Below are 24,941 nucleotides of genomic sequence, written 5' to 3'. Positions count from 1 at the left end.
CCATTCAGACGCCGGATAGATTCAAGCAAGCCAATTTATCGTCAAAATCGGTGTTGCAAAAACGGGAGTGACCATAGATTCCGTTTTCCAAGCGGCCCCCAGATCGCACAATCCGGGCTGAGTCCCCTCTAAGTGTGATCTACTATTTTGCGAAGCTATTTAGCACTGTTTAAATGGGGGAAAAAATATCACTTTCCCATAATTGAGGTATGAGATGAACAACACAGTTTATGATGCATTTCGTTGTTTGAAATTATTGTCCTCCGGAAATCGTGCTTTAGGTATCAGGGAGATGGGGCGGACTTTGGAACTGGATTCAGCAAAAGTCACTCGGTTGATGCAGACTTTATTGTCACTGGAAATGGTGGAGCAAGATATACGAAAAAAATATAGTTTAGGGATGGGTATCCACCAACTCTCTGCCCGTGCGATACATAACTCAACCTTTTATAGCGCAGTGTTGGGAATGCTAGAGGAAATTGGTAGTCACTCTGTTTCTATCGTTGTTGGTATATTAAGCGGGAAGAATGTGACGTATTTAATCCATACCCGTGGAGGGAAAAGTATCGCCCGTGCTATCGGGAATTATGAGTCCTATCCGATTCATGATTCAGTCATTGGCATTAAACTACTCTCAGCCATGAGTGATGAAGAAATAGTCGCTCGCATTGGTGTCCATGACCACAATTTGTTGAAAAATGATATACAAGAGGCAAGGCGACATCAGGTATTTGAAAAAGTATACAGCCAGACAGATTACCGACTGGCCTGTATTATTCCTGGCATGCAAGCAGCCATAGCATTGTCTAATATTCAGGGTGACAAACTCAATATTGATAGTTTTCGCCAATTTTTAATGACTGCAGCACAGAAAATCAGTAGAGAATCATTTCCCATCCTGTAGTAACTGCTGGCAGCGTTCAGCCGTAGTCACCACACTTTGCCCACAACGGTAGAGTGCAGAACCGATTCCTACGCTGTCGTAATACTGTAAATAATCGGCTGCATTTTCAATATCAACACCACCCACTGCGCAGAAGTGGCTTGCTTGTGATAGCGGGCCCTTGATCAATTGCGGATAGTTAACCGGCAGCGCCGCAGCAGGGAAAATTTTCAGCACATCCACTCCCATCTCACAGGCCGAGAAAATTTCGCTACTGGTAAAAACGCCGGCACAGACATCCAGACCATGACGCTTTGCAGCAGTGACAACACGGAAATCGAGATTGGGCGTTAAAATAAACCCTGCTCCGCGTAAGGCACTGGTTTCCACCTGCTCAGGCGTGAGCACCGTCCCGGCTCCCACTCGCACCCGTTCGCCAAACTGGCGACTAATCTGTTGCACACTCTGATCCCAGCCAGGGGAGTTGGTGGTGATCTCCACCCTATTGATGCCATAATCCAGCAGACAGGCGACATGTTCTATCGCCTCCTCTGCGGTGATACCCCGCAGAATGGCGACGACTTTTGCACTATTGATCATCGCGAAAAACCTCATTCAGTCCGGCAATGATTGTGGTTTCAGCTTCAAGGGTGGTGCAACTGACAGATAGCACATCGCAGGCCTGGCGATACAGTGACAACAAGGTGCGATTGCCGATAAAGCAGATACTTTCACCCTCTTTCTGCCCGGTCAGGATTTCGTAGCCAATCAGTAAACCTGAAAGGTAGCTTGCAGCATGGCGTGGCTCTATGGCACCAAGAATATATCGCCCGCGGCTACGAAACAGCTCGGTAATAATATCACTGGCAGGGTAATCAAAAGATTGCGCAGTGTTGACCCCGTCGATAAATGCCGAAGTGGAATCTATTTGTTCGGGCAGACCTTTACCCACCACTGAATGGTGAACAACGAAATGATAAAGTTCACCGGTCATGAGGGTGCGTAAGCTCTCAACCTGCTGTTTCGAGCGATCAACGGTTATCCATTTACTGTGCGTCCCCACCGCAGCGAAGCGGCTGGCATCGGTTAACGTTAATGCACCCGCGAGTTGCATCTCCTCACCCCGGCACACTTCATTAACGCGGCGGTCGCATATACCCGGGCGCAGAGTGAGAGGATTGGAGAGTACCCCCTTGAGCTCGCGACCTTTGCCAAGTAAGGCGGCAAAACTGAGTGGCAACTCCAGGTATCCGGCATCGGTAATGCCGATATTGCTGCCAATCATGCCACACAGAATAACCGGGAGCTGTGCGTCCCAGGCATCCTTTAGGCGCAGCAATTGCTGGCGAAGAATATCAGGCAACTGCTCGCGCTGGCATTTTCCCACCCCGCACGTGTCTTCAACCATGCGTGTGACGACGCCATTACGTACACTCAGCGCGCGGAAATTACTGGTACCCCAATCTACGGCAATGTAGTTCATTGGTTCGCTCCGAAGACTGCCAGTGGCAATGCAGCAGTGAGATTTTGCAGTTCATCCCGTGTGATATCATCTATCGGTTTTGCCGGTTCGCGAACGTAGTCCGTGGCAAAAATGCCAGCTTTATGCAAAACGGTTTTGTGGATGGCTACGCCAATACCCGGTTGAACCCCATAACGCAGGAAGGGAAGATAGCGATAAAATTGCGCCTGTGCTTCCTGTTCACTGCGCGGAAAGGCCCGCAGAATGGCATTGATCACATCGGGGAACTCGCAGGCAGGCATGGTGCCAATCACGCCGCGTCGAAGCTCTTCATATAAGAAGCCGGCATTCAGCCCACCAAACAAGCCGACGCTATCACCGAGGGCATTTTTGAGCGCTGTGATTTTGAGAGTCGTCGGCGGTTGTTCAACTTTAATGTATTTGATCGCGGCAAACGCCTGGCAGAGTTTGACCAGCGTGGCGACCGGTATCGTCACCCCGGTCATCATCGGCGCATCCTGGATCATTATCTCTATATCGCAGGCATGACAGATGTCGCGATAAAAATGGAAAATCTCATCCGGGCCGGGTTTAACCACTGAGGGTGGGTTGACCATCGCCACCTGAGCGCCCCATTGTTTAACGCGATTAATATCCTCGATGGCAACGGCTGAGCTGGCTCCTCCCGCAGCGGCGACCAGTGGCAAGTTTCCGGTCAGTCGTTTTACACAATGGAATAGCGCTTCTTTCTCTCCACTGGTTAGCGCATAGCCTTCTGAGGCATTGCCAAACAGCGCCAGGCCGTCAATACCCTGGCTCAACAAGAACCGCACCAGTTTTTCAATTGAAGTGAAATCAACGTTACCTAGCTTATCAAATGCCGTTGCCAGAATTGGCACATTACCCTTTAACATGTTGCCCCCATGACATATTCACGAACACGTTCTTCATTAATTTCAATACCCAGACCGTGGCCTTCAGGTCTTTGGTAATGCCCCTGCTCACACACCAGTGGTGTGTTGAGTAGCTGATTAGCAATGGCAAAAACCGGCGGCTGGTACTCCAGCATAAAGAGGTTAGGGATCGCGGCTGCAACCTGGATTGAAGCGGCAATGCAGGGACCTAAGCCGACGCTAAGATGAGGCGCAACCTGTAGATTCCAGGCTTCAGCCATGGAAGCAATGTGCATCATTTCACTGATGCCGGTACGTCCAACGTCTGGTTGCAGAATATCGGCAGCGCGTTGCTCGATGAACGGCTTAAACTGATAGCGGGTGCGCTCGGTTTCCCCGATCGCGATAGCGACGGGACTTTTCGCCCGCAATTCACGGTGACCCGCAATATCTTCAGGCAGGAGCGGGGCTTCAAGGAAACCGACTCCTAATGGATGCAAGGCTGCTGCCAATTCAGCGGCTTGCGCCACACTGTAATTCCAGTGGGCATCGAGAAAAATATCAGCGTCGTTGCCCAACGTTTCACGAATCCCGCTCACGTTTTCGATGTCTTCCCTTACCCCATAGCCCAACGCCAGTTTGAAGGCATTAAAACCTTTGTCTTGCCATTGCTTCGCCAGATGACAGCGGGCAGGCAGGTCAGGTTCGGGCAACCCAGAGACATAGCAAGGAATTGTCTCGCGATAGGCGCCGCCGAGTAACTGATAGACCGGGAGTTGAAGGATCTTGCCTTTCAGATCCCACAAGGCAATATCCACCGCGGCGATAGCATCAATGTGATAGCCAGTAATATGGCCACGGTCGCGCATGGCATCATACATTTTAGAGTTCAGTACCCCACTGGCGAACGGCGACTGGCCAATCAGTAACGGGGCAAAAAGATGGTTAATTAATTCGGCGATCACCTGAGGTACTACCGGTGCCAGCGCCTCTCCCCAACCGACATACCCTTCATTGGTCGTGATCTTAACCAGGCACGTTTCCATTTTTCGCGAATAGACACAGCGATACTCCGGGCGATAGTAATAATCGCTGTTGTGACCTTCAACACTCCCTCCAAGATAGGCTTGTTGTGGCGTAATTTTCAGCGGGAAACATTCAATATGGCTTATCTTCATTGCGACTCCTGGGCACATTAATCCAAATTTTTTCCAGCGGTTTCTTTGGCAAACCAGACGGCGATAAACGAGATTGCGGCAGTGATCATCACATACCAGGCAGGGGATAAGGGGTCACCGGTTAGCGTGATAAGGCTTGCTGAAGCCAATGGTGTTACACCGCCAAAGACAGCGACAGTCAGGTTATAGGCGATGGCAATACTGCCGTAACGAATTGCGGTCGGGAACAGTTCGACCATAGCTGCGCCGCAGCCCCCATTAAACATGGCGACAAAGACGCCGAGCATGCTCATCGCCGCAATGGACGAGCCGACTGATCCCTGGCTCATCACCAGCATTGCCGGGTAAGTCAGTAAAATGAATCCGCCACATCCCATCAGCATCAGTGGCCTGCGTCCCCAACGATCAGATAGATAGCCGGTGAGTGGCATACAAATTGCGACGCTGAGCAGCCCGAGGGTGGTAATTAAATAGGAGTCGGTACGGCTGTAATGCAAATAGGTGGAGAGATAACCGGGCATAAAAGATTGCAGAACCCAGCTACTTACCGCTTTAACAATCACAAATCCTGTGCAGAACAAAAGGGCAGACATCGAGGTTGAAAGAGATGTGCGCAAAGGTGATTTTTCAATCTTTCCGGCGGCTTTAAGTTTATGAAACTCAGCGGAGTCCTCCATGTTACGGCGCATATACAGGCCACCCAGACCTAATGGCGCTGCCAGCAGAAATGGAATGCGCCATCCCCAGTCGTTCATCACTTCCTCACCTAAGGTATGGGTGAGAAAAAGAACCAACCCGGAACCGCAGACAAAGGCCAAAAAACTGAAGTTTTCACTCCAGCAGGTCAAGGTGGCTCTGCGGTGGGGCTTTGCGCTTTCCGCCAGATAAGTAATCACGCCAGAGCTTTCGCCACCGGCGGCAAACCCTTGTATCAGACGGGTGAATACCAGTAAGACTGGCGCGATTATGCCTACCTGGTGCCAGGTGGGTAAAAGCCCCATTATAAAGGTCGAAATTGACGTGATCACAATGACCGTGACCAGCACTTTACGCCGTCCGAGACGATCGCCCATCGAGCCAAAGAACAGCCCGCCAAGCGGTCGCATCAAGAAGCCAGAACCGAAAACAGCAAAGGATTTAAGCAGTGCGATTGCCGGGTCACTACTGGCAAAAAAATTGCTCGCGATAATGGTGGCTAATGTCCCGTAAAGTCCAAAATCAAACCATTCAATAAAATGACCGATACCGGCCGACAGCATGATTTTTGCTGTGCGCCGGGCTGGCACTTTTTCTCTCGCCCCGCTGTAGTCTGTGGCGTATTGGGTCTCTGTATTGTCCATATCAACTCCCGAGGGTAGGTAGGGTCTCAGTCTTGGTCCGACTTTTTAGTAGGTATAGGACGAGTATATTGATTAGATCTCGGGAGATGAGATGGACTGTTGGAATAGCGAGATGAATCAAAATTGAAATGATTTTTTGCTTCATATAATGAAGCAGTTGCAGTTGAGATAATATACCGGGCTCGTATTACTAAGAGTGACCAAAACAGACAGGCATGATTATTTTGGTGAAACCCCTAGGATCTTGACCCGCTATATCCAGACTGTTTTTATATGTAAGTCATTGTCATCTAACGGACTCAGTATTCCGTCGCGCATCTGCTGGTTTCATGCACGACATAAGCAGAACCGTTGTCCGTCAGCGACTCGAACGATTTTTCCGGTAACGGATCACCGAACAGCTTTTCCATTGCACCCAATATCACATCCTGTACCGTGCTGATGTCGTAACCACCTGTACTGGCAGCCCACCCTATGGCTTCTCTGTCGCAGCAGTCCAGTGCGAACCTTTTCTGTCGTCATCACAGCCGAACGAGAAGCCAACTGAACACAACCACAGATCGCTTTCTGCCAATGCAACTTTACCGTTATGCTCACGAAGCAGCCCGATGCAAAGATCAAGGGCAGCTGTGAGCGAAAAGCGGACCTTGTTTATGGAATGTATGGTGTTGAGGGGGGACCTCAAACAAACAACTTCTCAGCAATTAAGCCTTCATAACCAGAAAGCTTAATTGCCAGAGAATGCGCGAAGAGTTTCAGTTCAGAAAAGGAGGATTCTCTTCAGAGAACCAGCCGGGAACGTACTCGCTCCAGCTGAACTTCCACAAACCCTCTTCTTTGCGAAGCTCAATTCGATAATGAGCACCGTACATCCACTCACCATTCTTATTTTTTATCTGTCCTGGTATTAAGCGCCCCGTCCACATTTCAGCTGTTGTACCGTCTGTTCTGAGGGTGATTTTTAGTGGGACACCATAATGCTGCATCCAGGGCCAGTGACGACGAAACTCTTTAAGCGATCCTACAATACTGTGCAGACCTTTTAATGGTCCCAGTGGAGGGAATTGTCCGCAAGCATCTAAGGTGTAACAGGTCCGGAACTGGCTAAAATCATTCTGGTCGATCCCCCACGAATAACGTGAATAGGACTCCTCAATTTGCTCTTCTTCAGTCGCCTTTATCTGGTTCTGCGCAATGCAATGCCAGGGGGAATCCAGCTCACTGACCAGAACAGGTGGCGCATCTCCCGGACGCCACCCCTGTTGCCCAGGAGGCAGACGCCAGTTAACCAGATAATCAGTATCACCTTCCGCCCAGCCGATGTTTATAAGCACTTCGGTCAGCTTCCAGCCATCAGACTCTGCTTTCAGCGTCAGTCGCAACACTGCGCCAAACAGGGCAACGGGATTATATTTTGCGCCTGGTGCTACCTCACCATACAGATAGGCGCTTACCATGGCGGTCCCTTCTCCGTCCGCAGCCGCGTAAAAATTAGAGGTCACCAGATTTAGATGCTTTTCAGAGGATGTATCTTCACGTAACGCTGTGATTAATGCTGATTTACCATGAAGTATGCCTTTGTGGCTGCTTTTGAGTTTGACCGTTTCAGCCACAGAGCAATCCGTATCGGCCCAGTGGCCGGATTCCCAGCTTTTGCGAAGTGTTTCCATAAAACTGAGTGCATCTGAGCGGCTAAGAGGGGTAATCATTGAATATCTCCTGTCTGTACAGCGCCTGTTTTCGATATTTCACTGTCTGAAGTGGGCATTTTGACGGTCCGGTGTTAACCAGCGCGAACGCTGGCTAAGAGTAAAGTCCTAACGTTTTCTGATTTCGGTGATGTAGGTAATGGCGGCACTATCGACAAAGTTCGGCACATCCCGGAAGGCTTCCTGACCAACTGGCGAGTCAAAGGCGGCCACGGCATCTTCAATGGAGTCGAACCATAATTCAGAAAACCCATCTACCGGTGCATCCGGATATTTTTCCCGATCGACGGGATTTAAAACGTAGCCCCGTAATCCCGGCAAACGCAGAGCGATTTCCGTGTGTACTTCATCCCAGTGCTTAACAAAGTCTTCAAAGCTCTGTCCTTTTTTACGAATAAGAAAGCCCACATGCTTGAAGCCGTTTGAAGGTGTCATCGTGTTCTCCTGTGTGCAGTGTCCTGCAATTCATTGTTTGAAAAGGTGTTATTGATTAATCTGGTGCATCTGGACTCAATGCCATTTACATGACCATCAGCAGGTTAGTGCTGCCTGATGTGCCCGCGCCTGGACATTTCACTGGCTGCGCCTCAGTTATGGTCTTCACCATGGAAGGGATAGTCGGTATAGCCTTCTTCCCCCCCGCCGTAATAGGAACTTCGCCTGGCCATAGTCAGTGGCCAGCCCTTGCGGACCCGCTCAACAAAATCTGGATTGGCGATAAACGGACTGCCAAAAGCCGCAAGATCGGTCAGCCCATCGTCGATAAGTGCCGCGGCCTGAGCGGGAGTAAGGCCACCGGCGAGGATAAGCGTGCCACGCCATACCTTTCGGAAATCGCGCAACAGGCCGTTAAACATCACGGGCCCCTGGGCCATCAGGTGGACATAAGCTATCCCTCTGCGGCTAAGCTCCTTACCGATATAAAGATAGGTTTCTGAGGTATCGGCGTAAGGAGCCATGTCCTGAAGCTGATTACAGGGGGAAAGGCGCACGCCCGTCCGGCTTGTACCAATTTCATCTGAAATGGCGTCAACAATTTCCAGAAGAAGGCGCGTACGGCTTGCCAGGCTTCCGCCGCCATAGCCGTCATCGCGCGTATTCAGTACAGGATTAATGAATTGTTCAATGAGATAGCCATTGGCACCATGCACCTCCACGCCATCAAACCCCGCCGAAATGGCGTTGGCAGCGGCCTTGCGAAAATCAGCCACTATCTGCTTAATCTCTTCAGTCAGCAGGGCGCGGGGCAGGCTTGCAGTAACCGTTGCAGGTTCACCATTTTCATCCCAGGCAAAGGCGCTGCCACCCTGAACGGCGACGGCGCTGACAGGGGGCTGCCCCTCAGGCTGGAGGCTGGTATGAGATACCCGTCCAACATGCCAGAGCTGAGCAAATATTTTTCCTCCTTTCTTATGCACGGCCTGTGTGACGGGCAGCCAGGCTTCAACATGACTGTCGAGATAGATCCCCGGATTAAAAAGATAGCCAGTACCTTCGCGAGAGACCGGTAAACCTTCAGAAATAATTAATCCGGCGCTGGCACGTTGTGCGTAATAAAGTGCCGTTAAGGCATCAGCATGCTCGTCCCGTGCGCGGGAGCGCGTCATGGGCGCCATGATAAAGCGGTTTTTCAGCGTGATATCGCCGAGCCTGTAGCCGGTAAATAGCTTTTTCATAGCCATCAGTTCCAGGCTTCAGCGATGAGCTGATGTGACCTGATCCTTGCATCGGCATCATGTATCCACGAATTCACCATAATTTCATCCGCACCGGTACGGCGGACCAGGTCATTCAGGCCGGTCCGGACGGTCTCTTTTGTGCCCCACACCGATTCACGCAGCTGAGTCAGTACGCGCTGAGCCTCTACCGGATGCCATAGCGCATTTATATCGTCTACCGGCTTCGGTAATTTCACCTCAACGCCCCGCCCCAGATTTACAAACTTCTGCAGTTCGGTAGTCGCCAGATAGTCTGCTTCGCTCTGGTTTTCAGCGGCGACGACGTTGACGCAAATCATCACATACGGTTCGGCAAGCGATTCTGATGGGCGGAAGCCTGAACGATAGGTATCAATGGCAGCGAGCATGGCATCGGGCGCAAAGTGAGAGGCAAAAACAAGGGGCAAACCTTTCTGCGCCGCCAGCTGTGCACTGAAGGTACTCGAACCCAGCAGCCACAACGGAATATCGAGTCCCGCACCTGGCACGGCCGTAATACGCTGTCCGCGTTGTGCAGGCGCAAGAAAATGCTGTAGTTCATCCAGCATGTCGGGGAAGTCGAGTCCCTTGGCGCGGGTTTCACGGCGCAGCGCCTGCAATGTTTCCTGGTCAGTGCCCGGCGCACGGCCCAGTCCTAAATCAACGCGGCCCGGATACATAATCTCAAGCGTGCCAAACTGCTCAGCGACAACAAGCGGTGCATGGTTTGGCAGCATAATGCCACCCGAGCCAATACGAATTTTTTCAGTTTTTGCGCCGATATGGCTGAGTATCACCGCCGTCGCCGCGCTGGCGATATCGACCATATTGTGATGCTCTGCCATCCAGAAACGGTGATACCCGGCTTTTTCGGCCGCCTGCGCCAGCCGCACGCTGTTGGTAATGGCGTCAGAAAGGGTATTGCCTTCGGTAATGGGTGCCAGATCAAGCAGTGACAGGGGGATTGTTTTCTCTTTCATCATTATCTCCACATCGCCGGAACAGTCGTCCGGAGGTAAATTAATCATTTCGGAAATTACTATGATTGTTTTTACACGGATGATAAATCGGGTTTCGGTCGCATCTATGCGGACTTAGATTCTACAATCCTGTTTCTTCTTTAGGGGTATCTTTGATGTCTTACTCTGCGTCAACAAACCAAAACCACCTGCGACACGACACGACGCGACAGACAGACAGACAAGGAAAAACCATGACTGAAGAGCAGATTTGGAAAGCCCGGTATTACTCGGCATGTGATATTGCCCATCGCTGGTTTGCTTTTTTTGAGGGACAAACAGAGGAGGTCAGCCGGCATCTGGATATTTTCACTCCGTACGTCAGGCTGGTTCATGCCGGCACGCATCTTCTGGCCGAGGGAAAAGACGGAATGAATAGCTGGTTGAAAAGCCTGCCATACGAAAAGGGCTCGCACTTTATCCGGCGCTTTGAATTTATTCCCGGCCAGGAAAACGAGGCAACCGTTAATATGGATATTGGCTACCAGAGGGTCGAAAGTGATTTGACGGTGGGAGGGGCACTTTCGGAATACCGGACAACGCTCTTATTCGGTGAGGGAGAGGACGCTTTTTTTACTTTCATGCAGAAAACTCCCGTATATCAAAACCCTGATAAGGTATTCCGTGAGTCATTCAGTGAAAACCGAGTACATTCGTTTATAGCCCGTTTCTTTCAGCTTATGCTGACCGCAAGGTCTGGGGCTGTTTCAACGATCGTTTCCGGGAATGCCGATGAGAATACACGACAGAATTTACCCGCATTTTTACGCAGTGCCGATCCCGACGGGATAAGTATTGAAGAGACAGACATTCTGGCGATGAAGAGCACCCTGTTACTCCCTGTAGACGGTACTGAACGAAGACTCAGCCTGGAACTGGCTGAAGAGGGAGGCCGCTATCTCGTCATTCGTCACGCAGACTGGTCCTGAAGCACTTAACGGAATATTCAACATGCGAAATACCGATCACCTGGGCGGAATTACCGCCTTTGTCACTACTGCACAGCAGGGAAGTTTTACCGCGGCGGCTGAGAGACTCGGGCTGACAAAATCAGCCGTGGGTAAAAGTGTGGGTCGCCTTGAAGCCAGGCTGGGACTTAAATTGTTTCTGCGATCCACGCGGCGTCTTAGCCTGACGCCGGATGGTGAGCGTTTCCTGATAAGTTGTCAAAATGCCATGGATATTCTTGAGCAGGCAGAAGCCGAGTTGACCTCTCATATCTGCCAGCCTTCAGGGCGGCTTCGGGTGGACTTACCCGCAGCCTTTGGCAGACAGCGTATTTTGCCGATCCTGCTGCAGATTACACGCCGTTATCCCGAACTCGCATTGACCGTCACTTTCAGCGAACGATTTGTCGACCTCATTGAGGAGGGTATTGACCTTGTCATCCGCATTGGTGAACTTGCCGACAGCAGTGGGCTGGTTGCCAGAAGGCTGACCACGCAGAAACTGGTTATCTGCGCTTCTCCTGACTATTTACTGTACGGTGGAGAACCCGTTTCATCTGAAGAACTGAGCCAGCATCAGTGTGTGGTGGGGTTTCGCCGGAATCAGCCGATCTCCTGGCTACTCAAAGAAAATGATGGTCAGATTTCGCGGTATACGCCGCCACCGACCCATGAGTTTGCGGACGGAGATGCGATGTTATCGGCCACGCTGGCGGGCTGTGGGCTTTCACAACTGCCGTTATGGCTGGTTGGAAAATATCTTGAATCAGGGGAGCTGAAAGAGGTTCTGGTCGGACATTCCGGTGGAGAAATGCCCATCAGTGCGCTCTGGCCTAAAAACCGCCAACTGTTACCTAAAATTCGTTATGTTGTGGACACATTGATAAAGGCAGCAGAAGACGGCTTACTTGACTGATGGGACGACTATGCCGTTGTGTCTGGCCAGAACGGATAATCGGTATAGCCTTCCTCAGCCCCACCATACATTGTTGCCCGGTTAACTTCATTCAGCGGCCAGTTGTTTTTCATCCGCTCTGTGAGGTCAGGATTGGCAATATAGGGTCTGCCAAAAGCAATGAGATCCGCTTTTCCTTCCTGCAGGTAAATTTCGGCTCGTTGCTTATCGAATCCCCCTGCAATAATGAGCGTGCCGCTGTAGGCCTTTCGGAATTTCTCAATGAATCCTTCAGGAATAGCCTGTTCACCTAAAGTCTGTTGATCGCTCAGGTGAACATAGGCCAGCCGGCGTGTCGTGAGCTCTTCTGCCAGCGTCAGCCAGGTTTGTTCTTCACCGCTGAATGCATGCATATCAAACAGACGACCAAATGGCGCAAGTCGTATGCCGGTTTTTCCTCCACCGATCGCCCGTGATACAGCGTCAGTCACTTCAAGCACGAATCGCAGTCGGTTCTCAATTCTCTCACCACCGTATTCATCGCTGCGCGTGTTCAGAGCGCCATTAATAAACTGTTCAAGCAGATAGCCGTTTGCCGCGTGGATTTCGACGCCGTCAAAACCCGCTTCAATAGCATTTTCAGCGGCCTGTACATAATCCTGAATGACCAAACCGATCTCTTTGGCTGAAAGAGCGCGCGGGAATGAAACCGGAACAGGTCCAGCAATGCCATTTTCATCACGGGCATAACACGTCGAGTTTTCAGCCCTGACGGCAACTGAGCTGACGGGGGCGGCGCCATTCTTTTGCAGACTGACATGCGAAATTCGCCCAACATGCCAGAGCTGGATGAATATTTTGCCGCCTGCCTGATGAACCGCCTGAGTCGTTTTCTTCCATCCCTCTACCTGTGCAGCAGAGTAGATACCAGGCGTGAAAAGATACCCTTGCCCCTGAACGGAAATTTGAGAGCCTTCGCTGACGATAAGGCCTGCTGATGCGCGCTGACGATAATATTTAGCGGTGAGGTTATCGGCAATATCCCCTTCTCTGGCCCGGGAACGGGTCATCGGTGCCATGACAATACGGGTTTGAATTGTCGTGTCGCCGACGGTGTATGAAGTAAACAACTTTTCCATTACAGACTCCTTTTAATAACTGAACTCCATAATGCGGTGCTGAAAGAGGGAATAAAACCCCCGTTCTGTTCCGAACAGAGGTTCCATAGATTCTACTTAGAGCAGCGATCCGTCTTTATTTTTTCAGGCCATCTCTTCCTGAACCGGTACTGCTTTAGTATCAGAGCGGTGTTTAATCAGAATGCTGACAAATGCCAGCAGAGTGAAGATCACGCTGCTCAGTACCACCGAGTGCGTCCCCAGGCGGGCGATAAACCATCCGCCCGTCAGTGAACCGAGGGTAATTCCCAGATTGGAGAACGACATATAAAGGCTGTTGGCAAACTCGGGCGCTTCGCTGGCTTCACGCATCAACCAGGTCTGACTGACCACCAGGCCGGAGGAGTGGAATGCGCCCCAGAACACGGTCAGCAGGCACATCACCAACGGTGAAAAGCCAAAGAACCATACCAAAAGCAGAAGCAAGGTGAACAGCAGCGGGTAAACCAGAGTGGTTTTAACTACGTTCTTTTGCAGGAAACTGCTGAACACGAAGTTGCCAGCAAAACCACAGACACCAAAGAGGATTAGCATGGCGCTGATGTAATTGTTATTCAGGTGAGTAACGCGTGAAAGATAATCTGCAACATAGCTAAAGCTGGAAAACATTGCGGCGAAAATTAACGTTACCGTTGAGATGGTCAGCCACAGCTTACCGTTCCGCAGTACGGAAAGCTGGCTGGCAAAGGAAACCTTATGCAGGGTCGGCATTGAGGGCATCAGGAACAGGACGCCCAGGAAGGCCAGCACGCACGCTGCAGCACCAAAGTAAAACGCTGCGGATAAAGAGAAATGCTCGGCAATCAGAGAGCTGAGTGGGACACCCAGCACCAGCCCAATGGCCACTCCGGCAAACACTTTTGCTGCAGCGCCTGCGGCTTTTTCTTTCGGTACGGAATTAGCGGCCACAACCAGCGCAACGGCAAAGAAGACGGCATGAGCCAGCGCAGGCAGAATGCGAAACACCAACATCAGGTTGAACACGTCAGTGGTGGCATAAATCAGGTTCGACACAATAAAGACGACAAGAATGCTCAGCAGAACCGTTTTCTTGTTAAAGCCAGACAGCATCAGCGTGATAAAAGGCCCGGTAACGGCCACGATAATGGCATAGATGCTGACCAGAAAACCGACCTGGGTGGGCGTGACGTGGAGCTGAGAAACCAGTTTTGGCAGTAAGCCGATGATGGCAATTTCGGTGGTGATTACCCCGAAAACAGCCACAGACAGCGCCAGTAAAAGCAGAGTGCTTTTATTTTGCATAGAATACCCTTAGAAACATTGCAGATGAAATTCACAAAGTTAAATAGCGAAACGTAACTTTTATGCGTTGTTGCCCGGATGATTTTCCGGAGAACGGATCATCGCTGAGTTTGATAAGGGGGGAAATACGTATTCAGGCGTTTCTATGTTGACATAAATTCTTCAATGCAACAGACCTGATCTTCGTTGGTTGGTATAACTGACCATGAGCAATGTCCGCTGTTGGCACAAAGCAGCCTGACGTGGACGCATAGTCCGCTATGAGCGAAGAACGGACTATCAAAGTTAAAAATCGGATCGAGCCTGACGGGGATATTTTCCGGAAAAAACGCTTCCCCAAAGGACGCCATTGAGAAGCCGACAACGCTTCTTTGCGCAGGTGTTATTTGTCTGTCTGGTAAATAAAGAATCTGTGCCGGCCGCTCCGGAACCGTAAAGTGAGGAAGCAGTTCTTAAGGATATAAAGGGTGTTCTCCACTGCTGTCTTTAATATTGGTTTGCCAGGCGGCACGGATTTTCTCTACTAACGGGTCAGGCAGTGCCGCAAAATCCAGTTCTGTCGCAAGGCTATCGCCATTTTTAAAGGCCCAGTCAAAAAACCTCAGGATTTCTTTTCCCTTAGCGATATTTCTCTGCTTTTTGGGAATCAAAATAAACGTCGCAGAAGTGACCGGCCACGCGTTATCCCCTTTCTGATTAGTGAGATCCTGAGAGAAACTTTGGCTCCAGTCAGCCCCGTCGCCTGCTGCCCGGAATGAGGCTTCATTCGGGCTGATCGCTTTACCTTCCGCATTGACCAGTCGGGTGTATGCCATATTCCCCGGCTTCGCATAGGTGTATTCGACATAACCTATTGAGCCGCGCAGACGTTGTACAAATGCGGCCACACCGTCATTCCCTTTACCCCCGAGGCCGGTTGGCCATCTGACAGTCGCACCAGAGCCGACGTTTGCTTTCCATCTGCTGTTTACCTTTTCCAGATAACGGGTGAATACATACGTCGAACCCGCGCCGTCAGAACGCCTGACTACCGCGATATTGATGCCAGGCAAATTGAGTCCGGGGTTCAGTCTGACGATTGCGGGGTCATTCCATCTTTTAATCTTACCGAGATAGATGTCTCCCAGTGTTTCACCATCCAGAATCAGCTGCCCGGAAGCGATACCTGGAATGTTAACAACCACGACGATACCGCCTGTCAGGGTCGGAAACTGAAACAAATCATTCCTGTTCAAATCTTCTTCACTCATGGGGATATCTGTGCCACCAAAATCGATGGTTTTCGCGATAACTTGTCTTATACCGCCGGAAGAACCAATCCCCTGATAATTCACCCGATTACCGGTATTTTTAAAATAAGCATCGGCCCATTTCGCATACATCGGCGCAGGAAAAGTGCCCCCCGCACCTGTCAGATTAACGGCTGCCAATGAGGGTGTGATGACGAGTAAGAAAACGACAGCGATAAAGCAGGAAAAAGTCCCCTGTATGAATTTCATGTTCCGCTCCTGATCGCGTGATGTGATTCTTTCTCCTGAGATACTTAGCTTAATATAGTCAAGAATCGGCCAGCGGTAATATCAGGGGCATACGTCCTCCGCCCGACTGCCGCAGAACTGCATTTACTGCTCAAGTTATTGCCTGACATGCCGATAACAATGCAATGGTGATTTCCGGGCCGTAATCAGTTCCTTTTATGTTGTACCGAACAGGAGAACAAAATGGATGTTTCGCAAATTGCATCGCTGGCGACCGGCCTTAATAGCCTGGATACCAGCACTCAGGTCAACAACATCCTGCTGAAAAAGTCGCTGGATAGTCAGCAGACGGCAGTGACCAGCATGATTGACGCGATCCCCACGTTACCTGCTAATCCGGCAATCGGTCGCAATATCAATACCACCGCCTGACAGAGACAAAAAAGCCCGCGTGAGTAAACTCAGCGGGCTTTTTGTTTTTTATGACCGCTTACCCTTTAGCGAAATTCGCCTGAATACGCTGTTGCAGATAATCTTCGGCGCTGATGGCCGGATACTTCGCCTGTGGCCCCAAAATCTCGACGTCTTTATTGGCCTGACAGAAAAACGCCAGACTGTAGCGCGCCCCCTGATATTCGCCGGGCAGCGGGCTTCTCACCCGATGGAAATTTGACGGCAGCTGGTCATCGCTCCAGCGCATCAGCATGTCGCCGATATTGCAGGTGATCACCTCTTCGCGCGGTTCGATGCTGGTCCACTGCTGGCTTTCGCTGTCTTTACCCGGACAAACCTGCAATCCGCCCTGCCCCGGACGCTGGAAAAGCAGCGTCAGGCAGTCAAAATCCGTATGCGCGCCCGCCCGCCACATCCCCTGCTCCGATTGTTCGGTGGCATAGTAATGCAGCATGCGCAGCGTGCTCTGATAGGTTTGCTGATCAGGATTGTGCGCCTGTTCGAAAAAATGCTCAGGAAAGCCCAGCCTGAGCGCAAAACAGGAAAGCAATTTCATGCCCAACTGCCAGCACTGCGATTCAAAGCCCAGCATGGTGTTTTTAAACGCGGGCAATTCCTGCTCGCCTGGCCACAGCGTGTCCATCAGCGGACGGGTGATCTGGTAGGACTCTTTCTGATCCGGCGTTCGGGTCGACGGGCGCACCTGCGATTTATTCTCCCATCCGGCGTTACGCGCCAGCGGATACTGCGCTTTTACCGCGTCGGGCAGCGAGAAGAAATCCTCGGTCATGCTGAAGGCCTGACGGATATCGCTCAACGCGATACCGTGATTGCTGACCTGAAAGAAGCCGATGTCGACGGCTGCACGCCAGAGTTCGTCGGCGATCTCACTTTTACGGTTTTCAAAATCTGACAGGTCAATACAGCGCACTTCGCGGGCAAAGGTCTCTTCGCCCATCGCGCCCATTCCGGCTTCTTTTTCCAGTTCCTGCAATGCATAGCTTTTTGTTTGAGCGGACTGTGTCTGAGGTGATGGCGTCATTATTTTTATCCTTCTTAATCAATGGGGTTAGCGCGCAGCGCGCTGTTGCAGGGTACGGACGGCTGACATCGCCTCATGGCGCATGGCGTCCAGATCGAGACCGGGGATGACATCGTTTTCGACGATCACGCGGCCGTTAATCATCAGCGCCTTCAGCGAGGCACGACCGCCGCAGGCCACCGGGCCGATGGCCATGTCATGCAAACCGAAATAACGCGGGTCATCCAGCCGGTAAATGGCGATATCCGCCAGCATACCGACCTGCACGCTGCCGCTTTGTTGCAGCCCGAGGATGTGCGCCCCGCCCGCACTGCCCCAGCGCACCACGTCTTCAATGGATGCTGCGTCTCCGCCGCCTTCAAAAGTGCCACCGTCATAGCGCGGTGTCGCCAGCATGCCTTTTCGGGCACGCTGCAACAGCCACGCGGCATGCGCTTCACTTTGCATATCGGCCGCCTCGTTGGATGCCGCACCGTCTACGCCCAGCGAAACCGGCACGCCCGCCTGTTCCAGCGCCAGCAGATCGGCGATACCGCTGCCCAGACGCCCGTTGCTTTGCGGACAGTGCGCAATGCCGGTGCGTGTCTGTCCGAGCATCGCAATCTCCTGCGGCAGCAGTTTGACCAGATGCGCGAACCACACATCGTCCCCCAGCCAGTCGTGTTCCGCGCAAAACTGCACCGGCGTCATGTCGAACTTAGCGCGTGCCGCATCGAGATAATCCACCGTTTCGGATAAATGGCTGTGCAGGCGGATCCCTAAACTGCGCGCCAGTTTCGCCATTTCGCGCAGCTGCGGACCCGGAGCCGAATGCAGCAATGTCGTCGGTGCCATTACCACGCGGCGCAGCGACGTCGGTTTCGCATCGTGATAGCGCCCGACCAGCCGTTCCATGTCCGTCATGTAATGGTCGAAGTTTTCCGGACGCAGTGCCTGTGGCAAATCTTTCTCAATCGCCCGCCCCTGCGTCGCACCGCCGCGGCACAAGACAATGCGCATGCCCAGCGCTTCCCCTTCACTGAACAGAATGTCGGAGGTATCGAAAGGCATATCCGGCCAGTAAAGGTAGTTGTGATCCGCCACCGTGGCGCAACCCGAACGCAGCAGTTCGGTCAGGCCGATACGCACCGCGAGACGAAAAGTGGCTTCATCGAACGTGGCGCGAAAGCGATAAGGCGTGGCGCTTAACCACGCGGTCAGACTTTTGTTCAGCCCCTGAGGCTCGCCTTTCAGTAATGACTGAAACAAATGATGGTGAGTATTGACCCAGGCCGGATAGACCACACAATCGCGGGCATCAATCAGCCGCTCGTCGGGCAGCGCCGTCAGGGTGCCCATCGCCTCGATGACGCCGTGACGGACGCGGATATCCGGCCCGGCATGACGCGCTTCGTCTCCCGGTAAACCGGTCAGGATGGCGTGTGCATTTTTAATCAGTAAAGAGTCAGATGACATCGCAACGCTCCTCAGGGTTTAACCTGCATGTGGTCAACAAATTCGGTGGTATACGCCTGCTTCCAGTCGGTATCCGCATTCAGCAGTTTGGCGCTGACCATGAAATCACGGGTTTTCTGCCAGCGCGCTTCAGTCATGGTGCCCCAGCCCTGCGTCGCTGCATCGCCGCCGTCAATCAGGTGATGCTCTTTGATTTGCTGAACGCCCCAGGCCAGCAGGTCGTCCGTCATCTTCGGGTTATCCTTTTTGATCAGCGCGTTACCGGCCACCGGGTTTTGCAGATAACTCACCCAGCCTTCCATCGACGCCTGCACAAATTTCGCCATCGCGTCTTTGCGGCTGCTGATAAGCTCAGGACGGGTGATCAGAATGCCGCCATAAGGCGGATAGCCGTGCTCCGAGAACAGGAAGAAATTCGATTTCACGCCCGCCTTTTGTGCCTGAAAAACTTCAGAGCTGACGTACGCCTGTTGCGCCACGTTCTCGTCGGCGACAAAGGGCTGAATGTTGAAGGTATACGGGCGAACCTGCGCGTCGCTGAGCTGATAACGCGCCTTAAGCCACGGCCACCAGGTCGATTGCCCCGAGCTGGAAACCAGAATGGTTTTGTCTTTCAGGCCGTCGAGGGACGTGACAGAAGCGTGGGTCAGTAACCCCTGCGGGTCAAACTGGAAGGGGGCGGCGATGGCTTTGGCCTGAAACCCGCGCTGCACTGACTCGAGCAGCTGAAGGTCATAACCGATGATCACGTCGGCACGTTTTGATAACAGCAACTGCATGCCGTTGATCTGCGGGCCGCCGGACTGAATGCTGACATCCAGCCCGTAACGTTTGTAGATGCCCGTCGCCAGCGCCTGATAATAGCCGCCCTGTTCAGCCTGCGCGTACCAGGAAGTCAGCAGCGCGATTTTCTCATCGGCATGCGCCGACAGTGAGAAAGCGCCAGTGATCAGCGTGCTCAGCACACAGCAAGACAGGGGAATGCGGGAAATTGACTTCATTGCTCCTCTCCTAATCATCGCCGGAGGGAAGACGAGCAAATGCGGCTCAGCTCCCCTGACCGGCTCAAAATGAACCGCGAAATGGTTGCTGAGCAATGTCCCGCGCAGTTGCCTGCACTGACCGCTTCTACTCACGTTTACCTATACAAAAAGGATGCCAACTTCGCAGAGCCGCGCCCCCTGCGCTTTGCGGGGGGATCTTTATCTTTGCGCGCTGCAACCTTTGATTCACCACAGAGCGCAACGCACCAGATCGGTGCAAATCAGTGGCGCTGGTGGCCCGGCGTTTGGATCTGGCTGAATAACATCTCCAGCTGTTTGAGCATCATCGAAGCGGCCAGTGAAAGCTGGCGTGAAGGGGCAACGCACAGGGAGAGTGTGAAGGTTTTCAGTTGCGGATCGGTCAGCGGAATAAACTGCAACTCGTCGCTTTCCACCTCATCCATGATGTCGAGCCAGCACAGAATACCGATGCCCATTTTCTCTTTAATCAGCGAGCGGATCATGTGGATATTATTGGATACCGCGACCTCATTGATCATGTCGCCGTTGATATTCATCAGCGCCTGCACCGGCTCGGCCAGCATCAGGGGCGCAGCGGGCAGGATAAACGGATACTCCATGCACTGATTAAAACGCACGCCGCTTCTGTCCCCGAGCGGGTGCCCTTTCGGCACCACAATCCCCAGTTCGATTTCAGCAAAGGCGCGCACCTGCAACTCGCGGGAACTTTGCGGATTTAACATCAGCCCGAAGTCGGCGTCGCCCGACATCAGCGCCTGCTGGATATCCACGTTGTTCATGGTCGTCAGGGTAAACGAGATATTCGGGTAATCGAGATGCACCTTTTTGAGCATCGACGAGAAAAACTGCCGGTTGATGGCGTCGATGGTGGCAATGCGCACATGCCCGCGCCGCAGCCCGCGCAGATCATCGAGCTGTTCCAGAACGCGCGAAAAATCCTTTTTCCAGTTACTGGCGGCATGCAGCAACAGCTCACCGGCCGCCGTCAGCCGCAATCCGGTGGGGTGCCGTTCAAACAGCGGCATGGCGAGTTCTTTTTCAACCCGCAGTATCTGCCGGTCAATCGACGATGCGGCAACGTGCAGGGTTTCGGACGCCTTACGAAACGATCCCTGGCGGGCAACCTCAGTGAAGTACAGCAGAAACCGGGAGAATGCGAACATAGTGAGTGCTCTCTTTTATGCAACGGGACGTGCGAATCAAAGCGCTGGACGCAACAGTTTTATAACAATAACGTAGCTTTCATTGCAACGGGAACAATCGTTTCACCGCTCATCAGGCTGACTCTGCGCAGTAATGCGCGTTAAGACAGCGGGTTATGCGGCAAACCGGGGGATCCCCCTTTTTATGAATGTCTCATTCAGCAAATACGGTAAATGACGATGAAAGATGCCGGATCCATTCCTGTCACGATAAAATCAATGGAAATAAACGGAACAGGGAATATTTCATTGCAGCTTGTTCCGCAGCAGAACGGGTTATTACCGCCTTATTTACCCGGCGCGCACATTGACGTTTTCATTCCGGAAACCGGCCCGCGGCAATATTCACTTTGCAGTGAAAACAGCAACGGCGAATATTATGAAATCTGCGTAAAACTGGCGGATAATTCGACCGGTGGCTCACACTATATTCACCATCATTTCCGCCCCGGCGATAACCTGACCATTTCGCCTCCGCGCAATCATTTCCCGTTGCCCGACGCCGGTAAATATCTGTTCTTTGCCGGTGGCATTGGCATCACGCCGCTGCTGGCGATGGCTGAAGAGATTGCACATCAGGGTATTGAATTTGAACTGCATTACTCTGTTTCAGACAGTGAGCAGATCGCGTTTCTGCCGCGCTTAACGGCGCCTGCCTTAGCGAAAAATGTCTTTATACATGACAGCGGCGCAAACGATTCCCTGCGCCATCACACACCGCTGAGCTTATGTCAGCCGGATGAGAATACGCGGGTAATGGCCTGCGGCCCGGACGGATTTATTCAACGCCTGCAGGAAATTATGCGGACCCATCACTGGCAGGAAAATCAATTATCTTTCGAGCGGTTCAGCAATACGGGAATGAATAATGACACCGCCGGAAATGAATTTCACATTCAGCTCAGTTCTACCGGCCAACGTTATTTAGTGGGCCGCGACCAGACCATCGCCGAAGTCTTATTAAGCGCCCGGGTCGATATTATGCTGTCGTGCGAACAGGGTATTTGCGGCTCCTGTATTACTGATGTGTTAGACGGTATTCCCGATCACCGGGACTGCGTGCTGACAGATGCAGAGAAAGCGGAGAATACGCAGATAACGCTGTGCTGTTCGCGATCCAAAAGTCCTGTTCTGGTCCTCGACCTGTGATGTCAACGCGGAGCGACACAATGAACCTACCGGATCCCACCACACCGCTGAACGGCATTGCCAACGCTCGTCTGCCCGCGTGGCTGCTTCCCGCCGGATGGCCTTTGCAGGCAGGCGAACCGGTTACGGCAGATCTGCGTTTTGACGCAGGCATAATTGCATCCGTGACGCCTGCTCAGCCGGATCAGGCTGACCTGTGGAACGCGCACGGCGCGCTGGCATTGCCGGGGCTGACGGAACCCCACGCGCATCTTGATAAAACCTTCACCCTCCACCGCAGCCGTCCGCCGAAACCCGGTCTGCTGGCCGCCATTGAAACGCTGCATCAGGACCGTCAGCACTGGACCGCCGATGATCTTCGCCAGCGCGCTGCAAAAGGCATGGCGTGGGCGTCGGCTAACGGCGTGACCCACTTGCGCACCCACATTGACTGGTTCGATGTGGTTCCGCCGCTGGCCTGGCGGGAGCTGGCCGATATTGACCAGCCGGGCGTCACGCTGGAGCGCGTCGCACTGGCACCCCTGAGTGTTTTTGCTGATGAACACGCGGCAGACCGCATTGCCCGTGCGGTCGCAGAAAGCGGGAAACACTGCCTGCTGGGTGGATTTATCCACTCCTCAAACTGGGATCCGACGGCGATGACCCATCTGATGCGCAGCGCCTCACGCTGGCAGCTGAATCTGGATCTGCATATCGACGAGGAGCTTTCCCCGGTGGCACACGGTCTGAGCTGGCTGGCGGATTACCTGACAGAGAATACATTCAGCGGTCACATCTGTTGCAGCCATGGCTGTGCGCTGGCCTCCGGCAGTGAACAACAGGCCCGGGACGTGCTGAGTGTGCTGGCGGCGCAGCGCGTTACGCTGATTGCCCTGCCGATGACCAATCTGCTGTTGCAGGATGCGGTGACCGGCCGTACGCCGCGCCAGCGGGGCATCACCTTGCTCAAAGAAGCGCAGACGGCGGGTGTTCCGCTGCTGCTCGGCTGCGATAACGTGCAGGATGCCTTTTGTCCGGCAGGCAGTTATGACCCGCTGGATACGCTGACCTGCGCCCTGTTCGCGCTTCAGCTCGATAACGTCTTTGACCGGCAGTCGCGGCTTATCTGCGATGTCGCCGCCCTGACCGGTGATGATCAGGGCGGACTGCCGCTCGCCCCCGGCAGCGACGCCAGTCTGGTGATCTTTCCCGGCAGCGACAGTCTGACCTGGCCTTTACACAGCGCGGCCCGCCTGGTTATTCACCACGGCAGGCTGATGCATCAACGTACCTGGAATCAGGAGTTATCCCATGAGTCTTGAAGCGGGAGCGGGAAAACCGCTCGCCAAATATGCCGCGTGGCGTCGCGCCGGTGATTTCGTGTTTCTCTCCGGCATCATCCCCGTCAACCCGCAAACGGCAACCATCGTGCGCGGTTTTCAGGACATTCCCGCCGAAGCGCGTCTGCTGCTGGGCGAAACCGGTGAGTTTTCCACCGACGCCAAACAGGGGCCGATCCTCGCCCAGAGCTGGTATGTACTCGAAAGCATCCGCCACACCATTGAAGACGCGGGCGGGCAAATGAGCGATGTGATCAAGCTGGTGCAGTATTTTCGCAACCTTGATCACTTCCCGTATTACAGCCGGGTCAGGAAACTCTTTTACGCCGGGCAACCGCCGGTCTCCACGGTGGTGCAGGTCAGCGAGATGCTGCCAAGCGCCGACGTGCTGATTGAAGTGGAAGCCACGGCCTGGTTACCGCAATCCCGCTTAACCCAATAATGTCCGACCACGAGGCACAGCATGATTAACGGCTATCTTCCCGCAGACCGATTTCTCCCTTTCCTGAGCTGGACAGCCATTGCTGCCCTGCCCGATAAAGCCAATACCGTGATCGTCCTGCCGACCGGCGCGATTGAGCAACACGGGCCGCATCTGCCGTGCTCGGTGGACAGCGTGATCTCTTCCGGCGTGGCAGGTCATGCGCTGGCGCGTTTGCCAAAAGACATTCCGGCTTACGCCATTCCTCCGATCACTTACGGCAAATCGGACGAACATCTGAATTTCCCCGGCACGCTGACTTTAACCGGTGACACCCTGTTGCAAACCGTTTTGGAAATTGCCGAATCCCTGTACCGCGCCGGATTTCGCAAGTTGCTGATGATCAACGGTCACGGCGGACAGCCGCAGGTGCTGCAAATGGCCTCGCGTGAAATGCGCCTGCGTCACGGTGACATGATCATGATCCCGCACGACGTATTCCGTGTGCCAAATGTCGAAAACCAGTTCCTGAGCGCACAGGAGCAAAAAATGGCGATGCACGCCGGTCACAGCGAAACCGCAGTGATGCTGGCGCTGGCACCCGAATGCGTGCACATCGAACACGCAGTCGCCAATTATCCGCCGGAATTCCCGTGCCCGACGCTGTCATCGGGTCGTCCTGCCGCCGCCTGGGCGTCTTATGATTTTGGCCCGAGTGGCGTCATCGGCGACCCGACCGGCGCGACCGCTGAACAGGGCCACGCGATCCTCGATTCGCTGGCGGCGAGCTGGGCGCAGGCCATCACCGAAATCCATCACATGGAATGGAAAGTCCGCAGCGAACCGACATGGGGAAAACACCACTGGAACGGTTTTGTGCAGACCAGCTTCACTCCTCCTTCGTCTTCTCTGGCCTCTGAATAAAGGAATTCT

The 24,941-nt window shown here is 53.0% G+C and carries 24 protein-coding genes and 1 pseudogene; 8 read left to right on the top strand and 17 right to left on the bottom strand.

Going from position 1 to position 24,941, the window contains the following annotated elements; genetic code table 11:
• Positions 1-214: 214 nt before the first annotated feature.
• Entirely contained in the window at positions 215-904 is a 690-nt protein-coding gene (locus EDF78_RS03350) for a helix-turn-helix domain-containing protein (protein ID WP_095925585.1), read from the top strand.
• On the opposite strand, the gene EDF78_RS03345 is transcribed toward EDF78_RS03350, so the two are convergent.
• From EDF78_RS03345 to EDF78_RS03305, 10 genes and pseudogenes are all read right to left on the bottom strand, one after another.
• On the bottom strand, positions 887-1,483 hold the full coding sequence (locus EDF78_RS03345) for a 2-dehydro-3-deoxyphosphogluconate aldolase (protein WP_133822541.1): 597 nt from the start codon (positions 1,481-1,483) through the stop codon (positions 887-889). The two genes, EDF78_RS03350 and EDF78_RS03345, sit on opposite strands and share 18 nt — an antisense overlap.
• Complete coding sequence (locus EDF78_RS03340; RefSeq protein WP_133822540.1) at positions 1,473-2,366, bottom strand: 2-dehydro-3-deoxygalactonokinase; 894 nt, start codon at positions 2,364-2,366, stop codon at positions 1,473-1,475. The genes EDF78_RS03345 and EDF78_RS03340 overlap by 11 nt, the downstream gene beginning before the upstream one ends.
• Positions 2,363-3,259 (bottom strand): dihydrodipicolinate synthase family protein, encoded by an 897-nt coding sequence (locus EDF78_RS03335; protein WP_133822539.1) that lies wholly within the window; start codon positions 3,257-3,259, stop codon positions 2,363-2,365. Before EDF78_RS03335 ends, EDF78_RS03340 begins: the two co-directional genes overlap by 4 nt.
• Positions 3,253-4,416 (bottom strand): mandelate racemase/muconate lactonizing enzyme family protein, encoded by a 1,164-nt coding sequence (locus tag EDF78_RS03330; protein WP_133822538.1) that lies wholly within the window; start codon positions 4,414-4,416, stop codon positions 3,253-3,255. Before EDF78_RS03330 ends, EDF78_RS03335 begins: the two co-directional genes overlap by 7 nt.
• A 17-nt stretch (positions 4,417-4,433) precedes the next feature.
• A complete protein-coding gene (locus EDF78_RS03325) occupies positions 4,434-5,756 on the bottom strand; it encodes an MFS transporter (RefSeq protein ID WP_133822537.1) in 1,323 nt (440 codons plus the stop codon).
• 305 nt (positions 5,757-6,061) lie between these two features.
• Positions 6,062-6,354: pseudogene (locus EDF78_RS25710) on the bottom strand (IS3 family transposase); the annotation flags it as partial.
• Positions 6,355-6,511: 157 nt separating this feature from the next.
• Positions 6,512-7,465 (bottom strand): nuclear transport factor 2 family protein, encoded by a 954-nt coding sequence (locus EDF78_RS03320; protein ID WP_119824537.1) that lies wholly within the window; start codon positions 7,463-7,465, stop codon positions 6,512-6,514.
• Between the two features lie 108 nt (positions 7,466-7,573).
• On the bottom strand, positions 7,574-7,900 hold the full coding sequence (locus EDF78_RS03315) for an EthD family reductase (protein WP_119824539.1): 327 nt from the start codon (positions 7,898-7,900) through the stop codon (positions 7,574-7,576).
• Between the two features lie 152 nt (positions 7,901-8,052).
• Entirely contained in the window at positions 8,053-9,141 is a 1,089-nt protein-coding gene (locus EDF78_RS03310) for an alkene reductase (RefSeq protein ID WP_119824541.1), read from the bottom strand.
• Between the two features lie 5 nt (positions 9,142-9,146).
• Positions 9,147-10,142: an LLM class flavin-dependent oxidoreductase gene (locus EDF78_RS03305; protein WP_162928615.1), complete on the bottom strand. Its 996-nt coding sequence runs from the start codon at positions 10,140-10,142 to the stop codon at positions 9,147-9,149.
• 233 nt (positions 10,143-10,375) lie between these two features.
• Here EDF78_RS03305 and EDF78_RS03300 point away from each other — a divergent pair, with 233 nt between their 5' ends.
• Both EDF78_RS03300 and EDF78_RS03295 read left to right on the top strand, forming a co-directional pair.
• Entirely contained in the window at positions 10,376-11,110 is a 735-nt protein-coding gene (locus EDF78_RS03300; protein WP_133822536.1) for a hypothetical protein, read from the top strand.
• A gap of 22 nt (positions 11,111-11,132) precedes the next feature.
• Complete coding sequence (locus EDF78_RS03295; protein WP_053142522.1) at positions 11,133-12,044, top strand: LysR family transcriptional regulator; 912 nt, start codon at positions 11,133-11,135, stop codon at positions 12,042-12,044.
• Positions 12,045-12,052: 8 nt separating this feature from the next.
• Here EDF78_RS03295 and EDF78_RS03290 read toward each other — a convergent pair whose 3' ends face one another.
• From EDF78_RS03290 to pstS, 3 genes are all read right to left on the bottom strand, one after another.
• The gene (locus EDF78_RS03290) at positions 12,053-13,162 is read right to left on the bottom strand and encodes an alkene reductase (RefSeq protein WP_133822535.1); all 1,110 of its coding nucleotides are present in this window, start codon (positions 13,160-13,162) and stop codon (positions 12,053-12,055) included.
• A 123-nt stretch (positions 13,163-13,285) separates the two neighbouring features.
• Positions 13,286-14,464 carry an MFS transporter gene (locus tag EDF78_RS03285; RefSeq protein ID WP_053142525.1) on the bottom strand — a complete coding sequence of 393 codons (1,179 nt, stop codon included), beginning with the start codon at positions 14,462-14,464 and terminating at the stop codon, positions 13,286-13,288.
• A 452-nt stretch (positions 14,465-14,916) separates the two neighbouring features.
• Complete coding sequence (pstS, locus tag EDF78_RS03280; protein ID WP_133822534.1) at positions 14,917-15,963, bottom strand: phosphate ABC transporter substrate-binding protein PstS; 1,047 nt, start codon at positions 15,961-15,963, stop codon at positions 14,917-14,919.
• A 222-nt stretch (positions 15,964-16,185) separates the two neighbouring features.
• Between pstS and EDF78_RS03275 the strand changes: the two genes are divergently transcribed.
• Positions 16,186-16,374: a YjfB family protein gene (locus tag EDF78_RS03275; RefSeq protein WP_133822533.1), complete on the top strand. Its 189-nt coding sequence runs from the start codon at positions 16,186-16,188 to the stop codon at positions 16,372-16,374.
• A gap of 58 nt (positions 16,375-16,432) precedes the next feature.
• Here the strand turns inward: EDF78_RS03275 and EDF78_RS03270 are convergent, their stop codons facing one another.
• The 4 genes from EDF78_RS03270 to EDF78_RS03255 all read right to left on the bottom strand — a co-directional run bounded on the left by EDF78_RS03270 (position 16,433) and on the right by EDF78_RS03255 (position 21,080).
• Entirely contained in the window at positions 16,433-17,437 is a 1,005-nt protein-coding gene (locus EDF78_RS03270) for a 2OG-Fe(II) oxygenase family protein (RefSeq protein ID WP_133822532.1), read from the bottom strand.
• Positions 17,438-17,464: 27 nt separating this feature from the next.
• Entirely contained in the window at positions 17,465-18,892 is a 1,428-nt protein-coding gene (locus EDF78_RS03265; protein ID WP_133822531.1) for an amidohydrolase family protein, read from the bottom strand.
• An 11-nt stretch (positions 18,893-18,903) separates the two neighbouring features.
• On the bottom strand, positions 18,904-19,893 hold the full coding sequence (locus tag EDF78_RS03260; RefSeq protein WP_133822530.1) for an ABC transporter substrate-binding protein: 990 nt from the start codon (positions 19,891-19,893) through the stop codon (positions 18,904-18,906).
• A 263-nt stretch (positions 19,894-20,156) separates the two neighbouring features.
• Positions 20,157-21,080: a LysR family transcriptional regulator gene (locus EDF78_RS03255; RefSeq protein ID WP_133822529.1), complete on the bottom strand. Its 924-nt coding sequence runs from the start codon at positions 21,078-21,080 to the stop codon at positions 20,157-20,159.
• Between the two features lie 213 nt (positions 21,081-21,293).
• On the opposite strand from EDF78_RS03255, the gene EDF78_RS03250 reads away from it, so the two are divergent.
• Genes EDF78_RS03250 through EDF78_RS03235 form a run of 4 tightly spaced genes read left to right on the top strand, consistent with a single transcriptional unit; the run spans position 21,294 to position 24,932 of the window.
• Positions 21,294-22,268, top strand: coding sequence for a PDR/VanB family oxidoreductase (locus EDF78_RS03250; protein WP_133822528.1), 975 nt, complete (start codon positions 21,294-21,296; stop codon positions 22,266-22,268).
• 20 nt (positions 22,269-22,288) lie between these two features.
• Positions 22,289-23,569 (top strand): amidohydrolase family protein, encoded by a 1,281-nt coding sequence (locus tag EDF78_RS03245; protein WP_133822527.1) that lies wholly within the window; start codon positions 22,289-22,291, stop codon positions 23,567-23,569.
• Entirely contained in the window at positions 23,559-24,029 is a 471-nt protein-coding gene (locus tag EDF78_RS03240; RefSeq protein ID WP_131694138.1) for a RidA family protein, read from the top strand. Before EDF78_RS03245 ends, EDF78_RS03240 begins: the two co-directional genes overlap by 11 nt.
• A gap of 21 nt (positions 24,030-24,050) precedes the next feature.
• Positions 24,051-24,932 carry a creatininase family protein gene (locus EDF78_RS03235; RefSeq protein ID WP_095925570.1) on the top strand — a complete coding sequence of 294 codons (882 nt, stop codon included), beginning with the start codon at positions 24,051-24,053 and terminating at the stop codon, positions 24,930-24,932.
• The last annotated feature ends 9 nt before the right edge of the window (positions 24,933-24,941 follow it).

It is taken from the genome of Rahnella sp. BIGb0236 (assembly GCF_004364755.1).
In the GTDB taxonomy this organism is placed as follows: Bacteria; Pseudomonadota; Gammaproteobacteria; order Enterobacterales; family Enterobacteriaceae; genus Rahnella; species Rahnella victoriana.
Note: the sequence above shows the minus strand (reverse complement) of the source record. Positions and strands in the feature narration are given on the sequence as shown.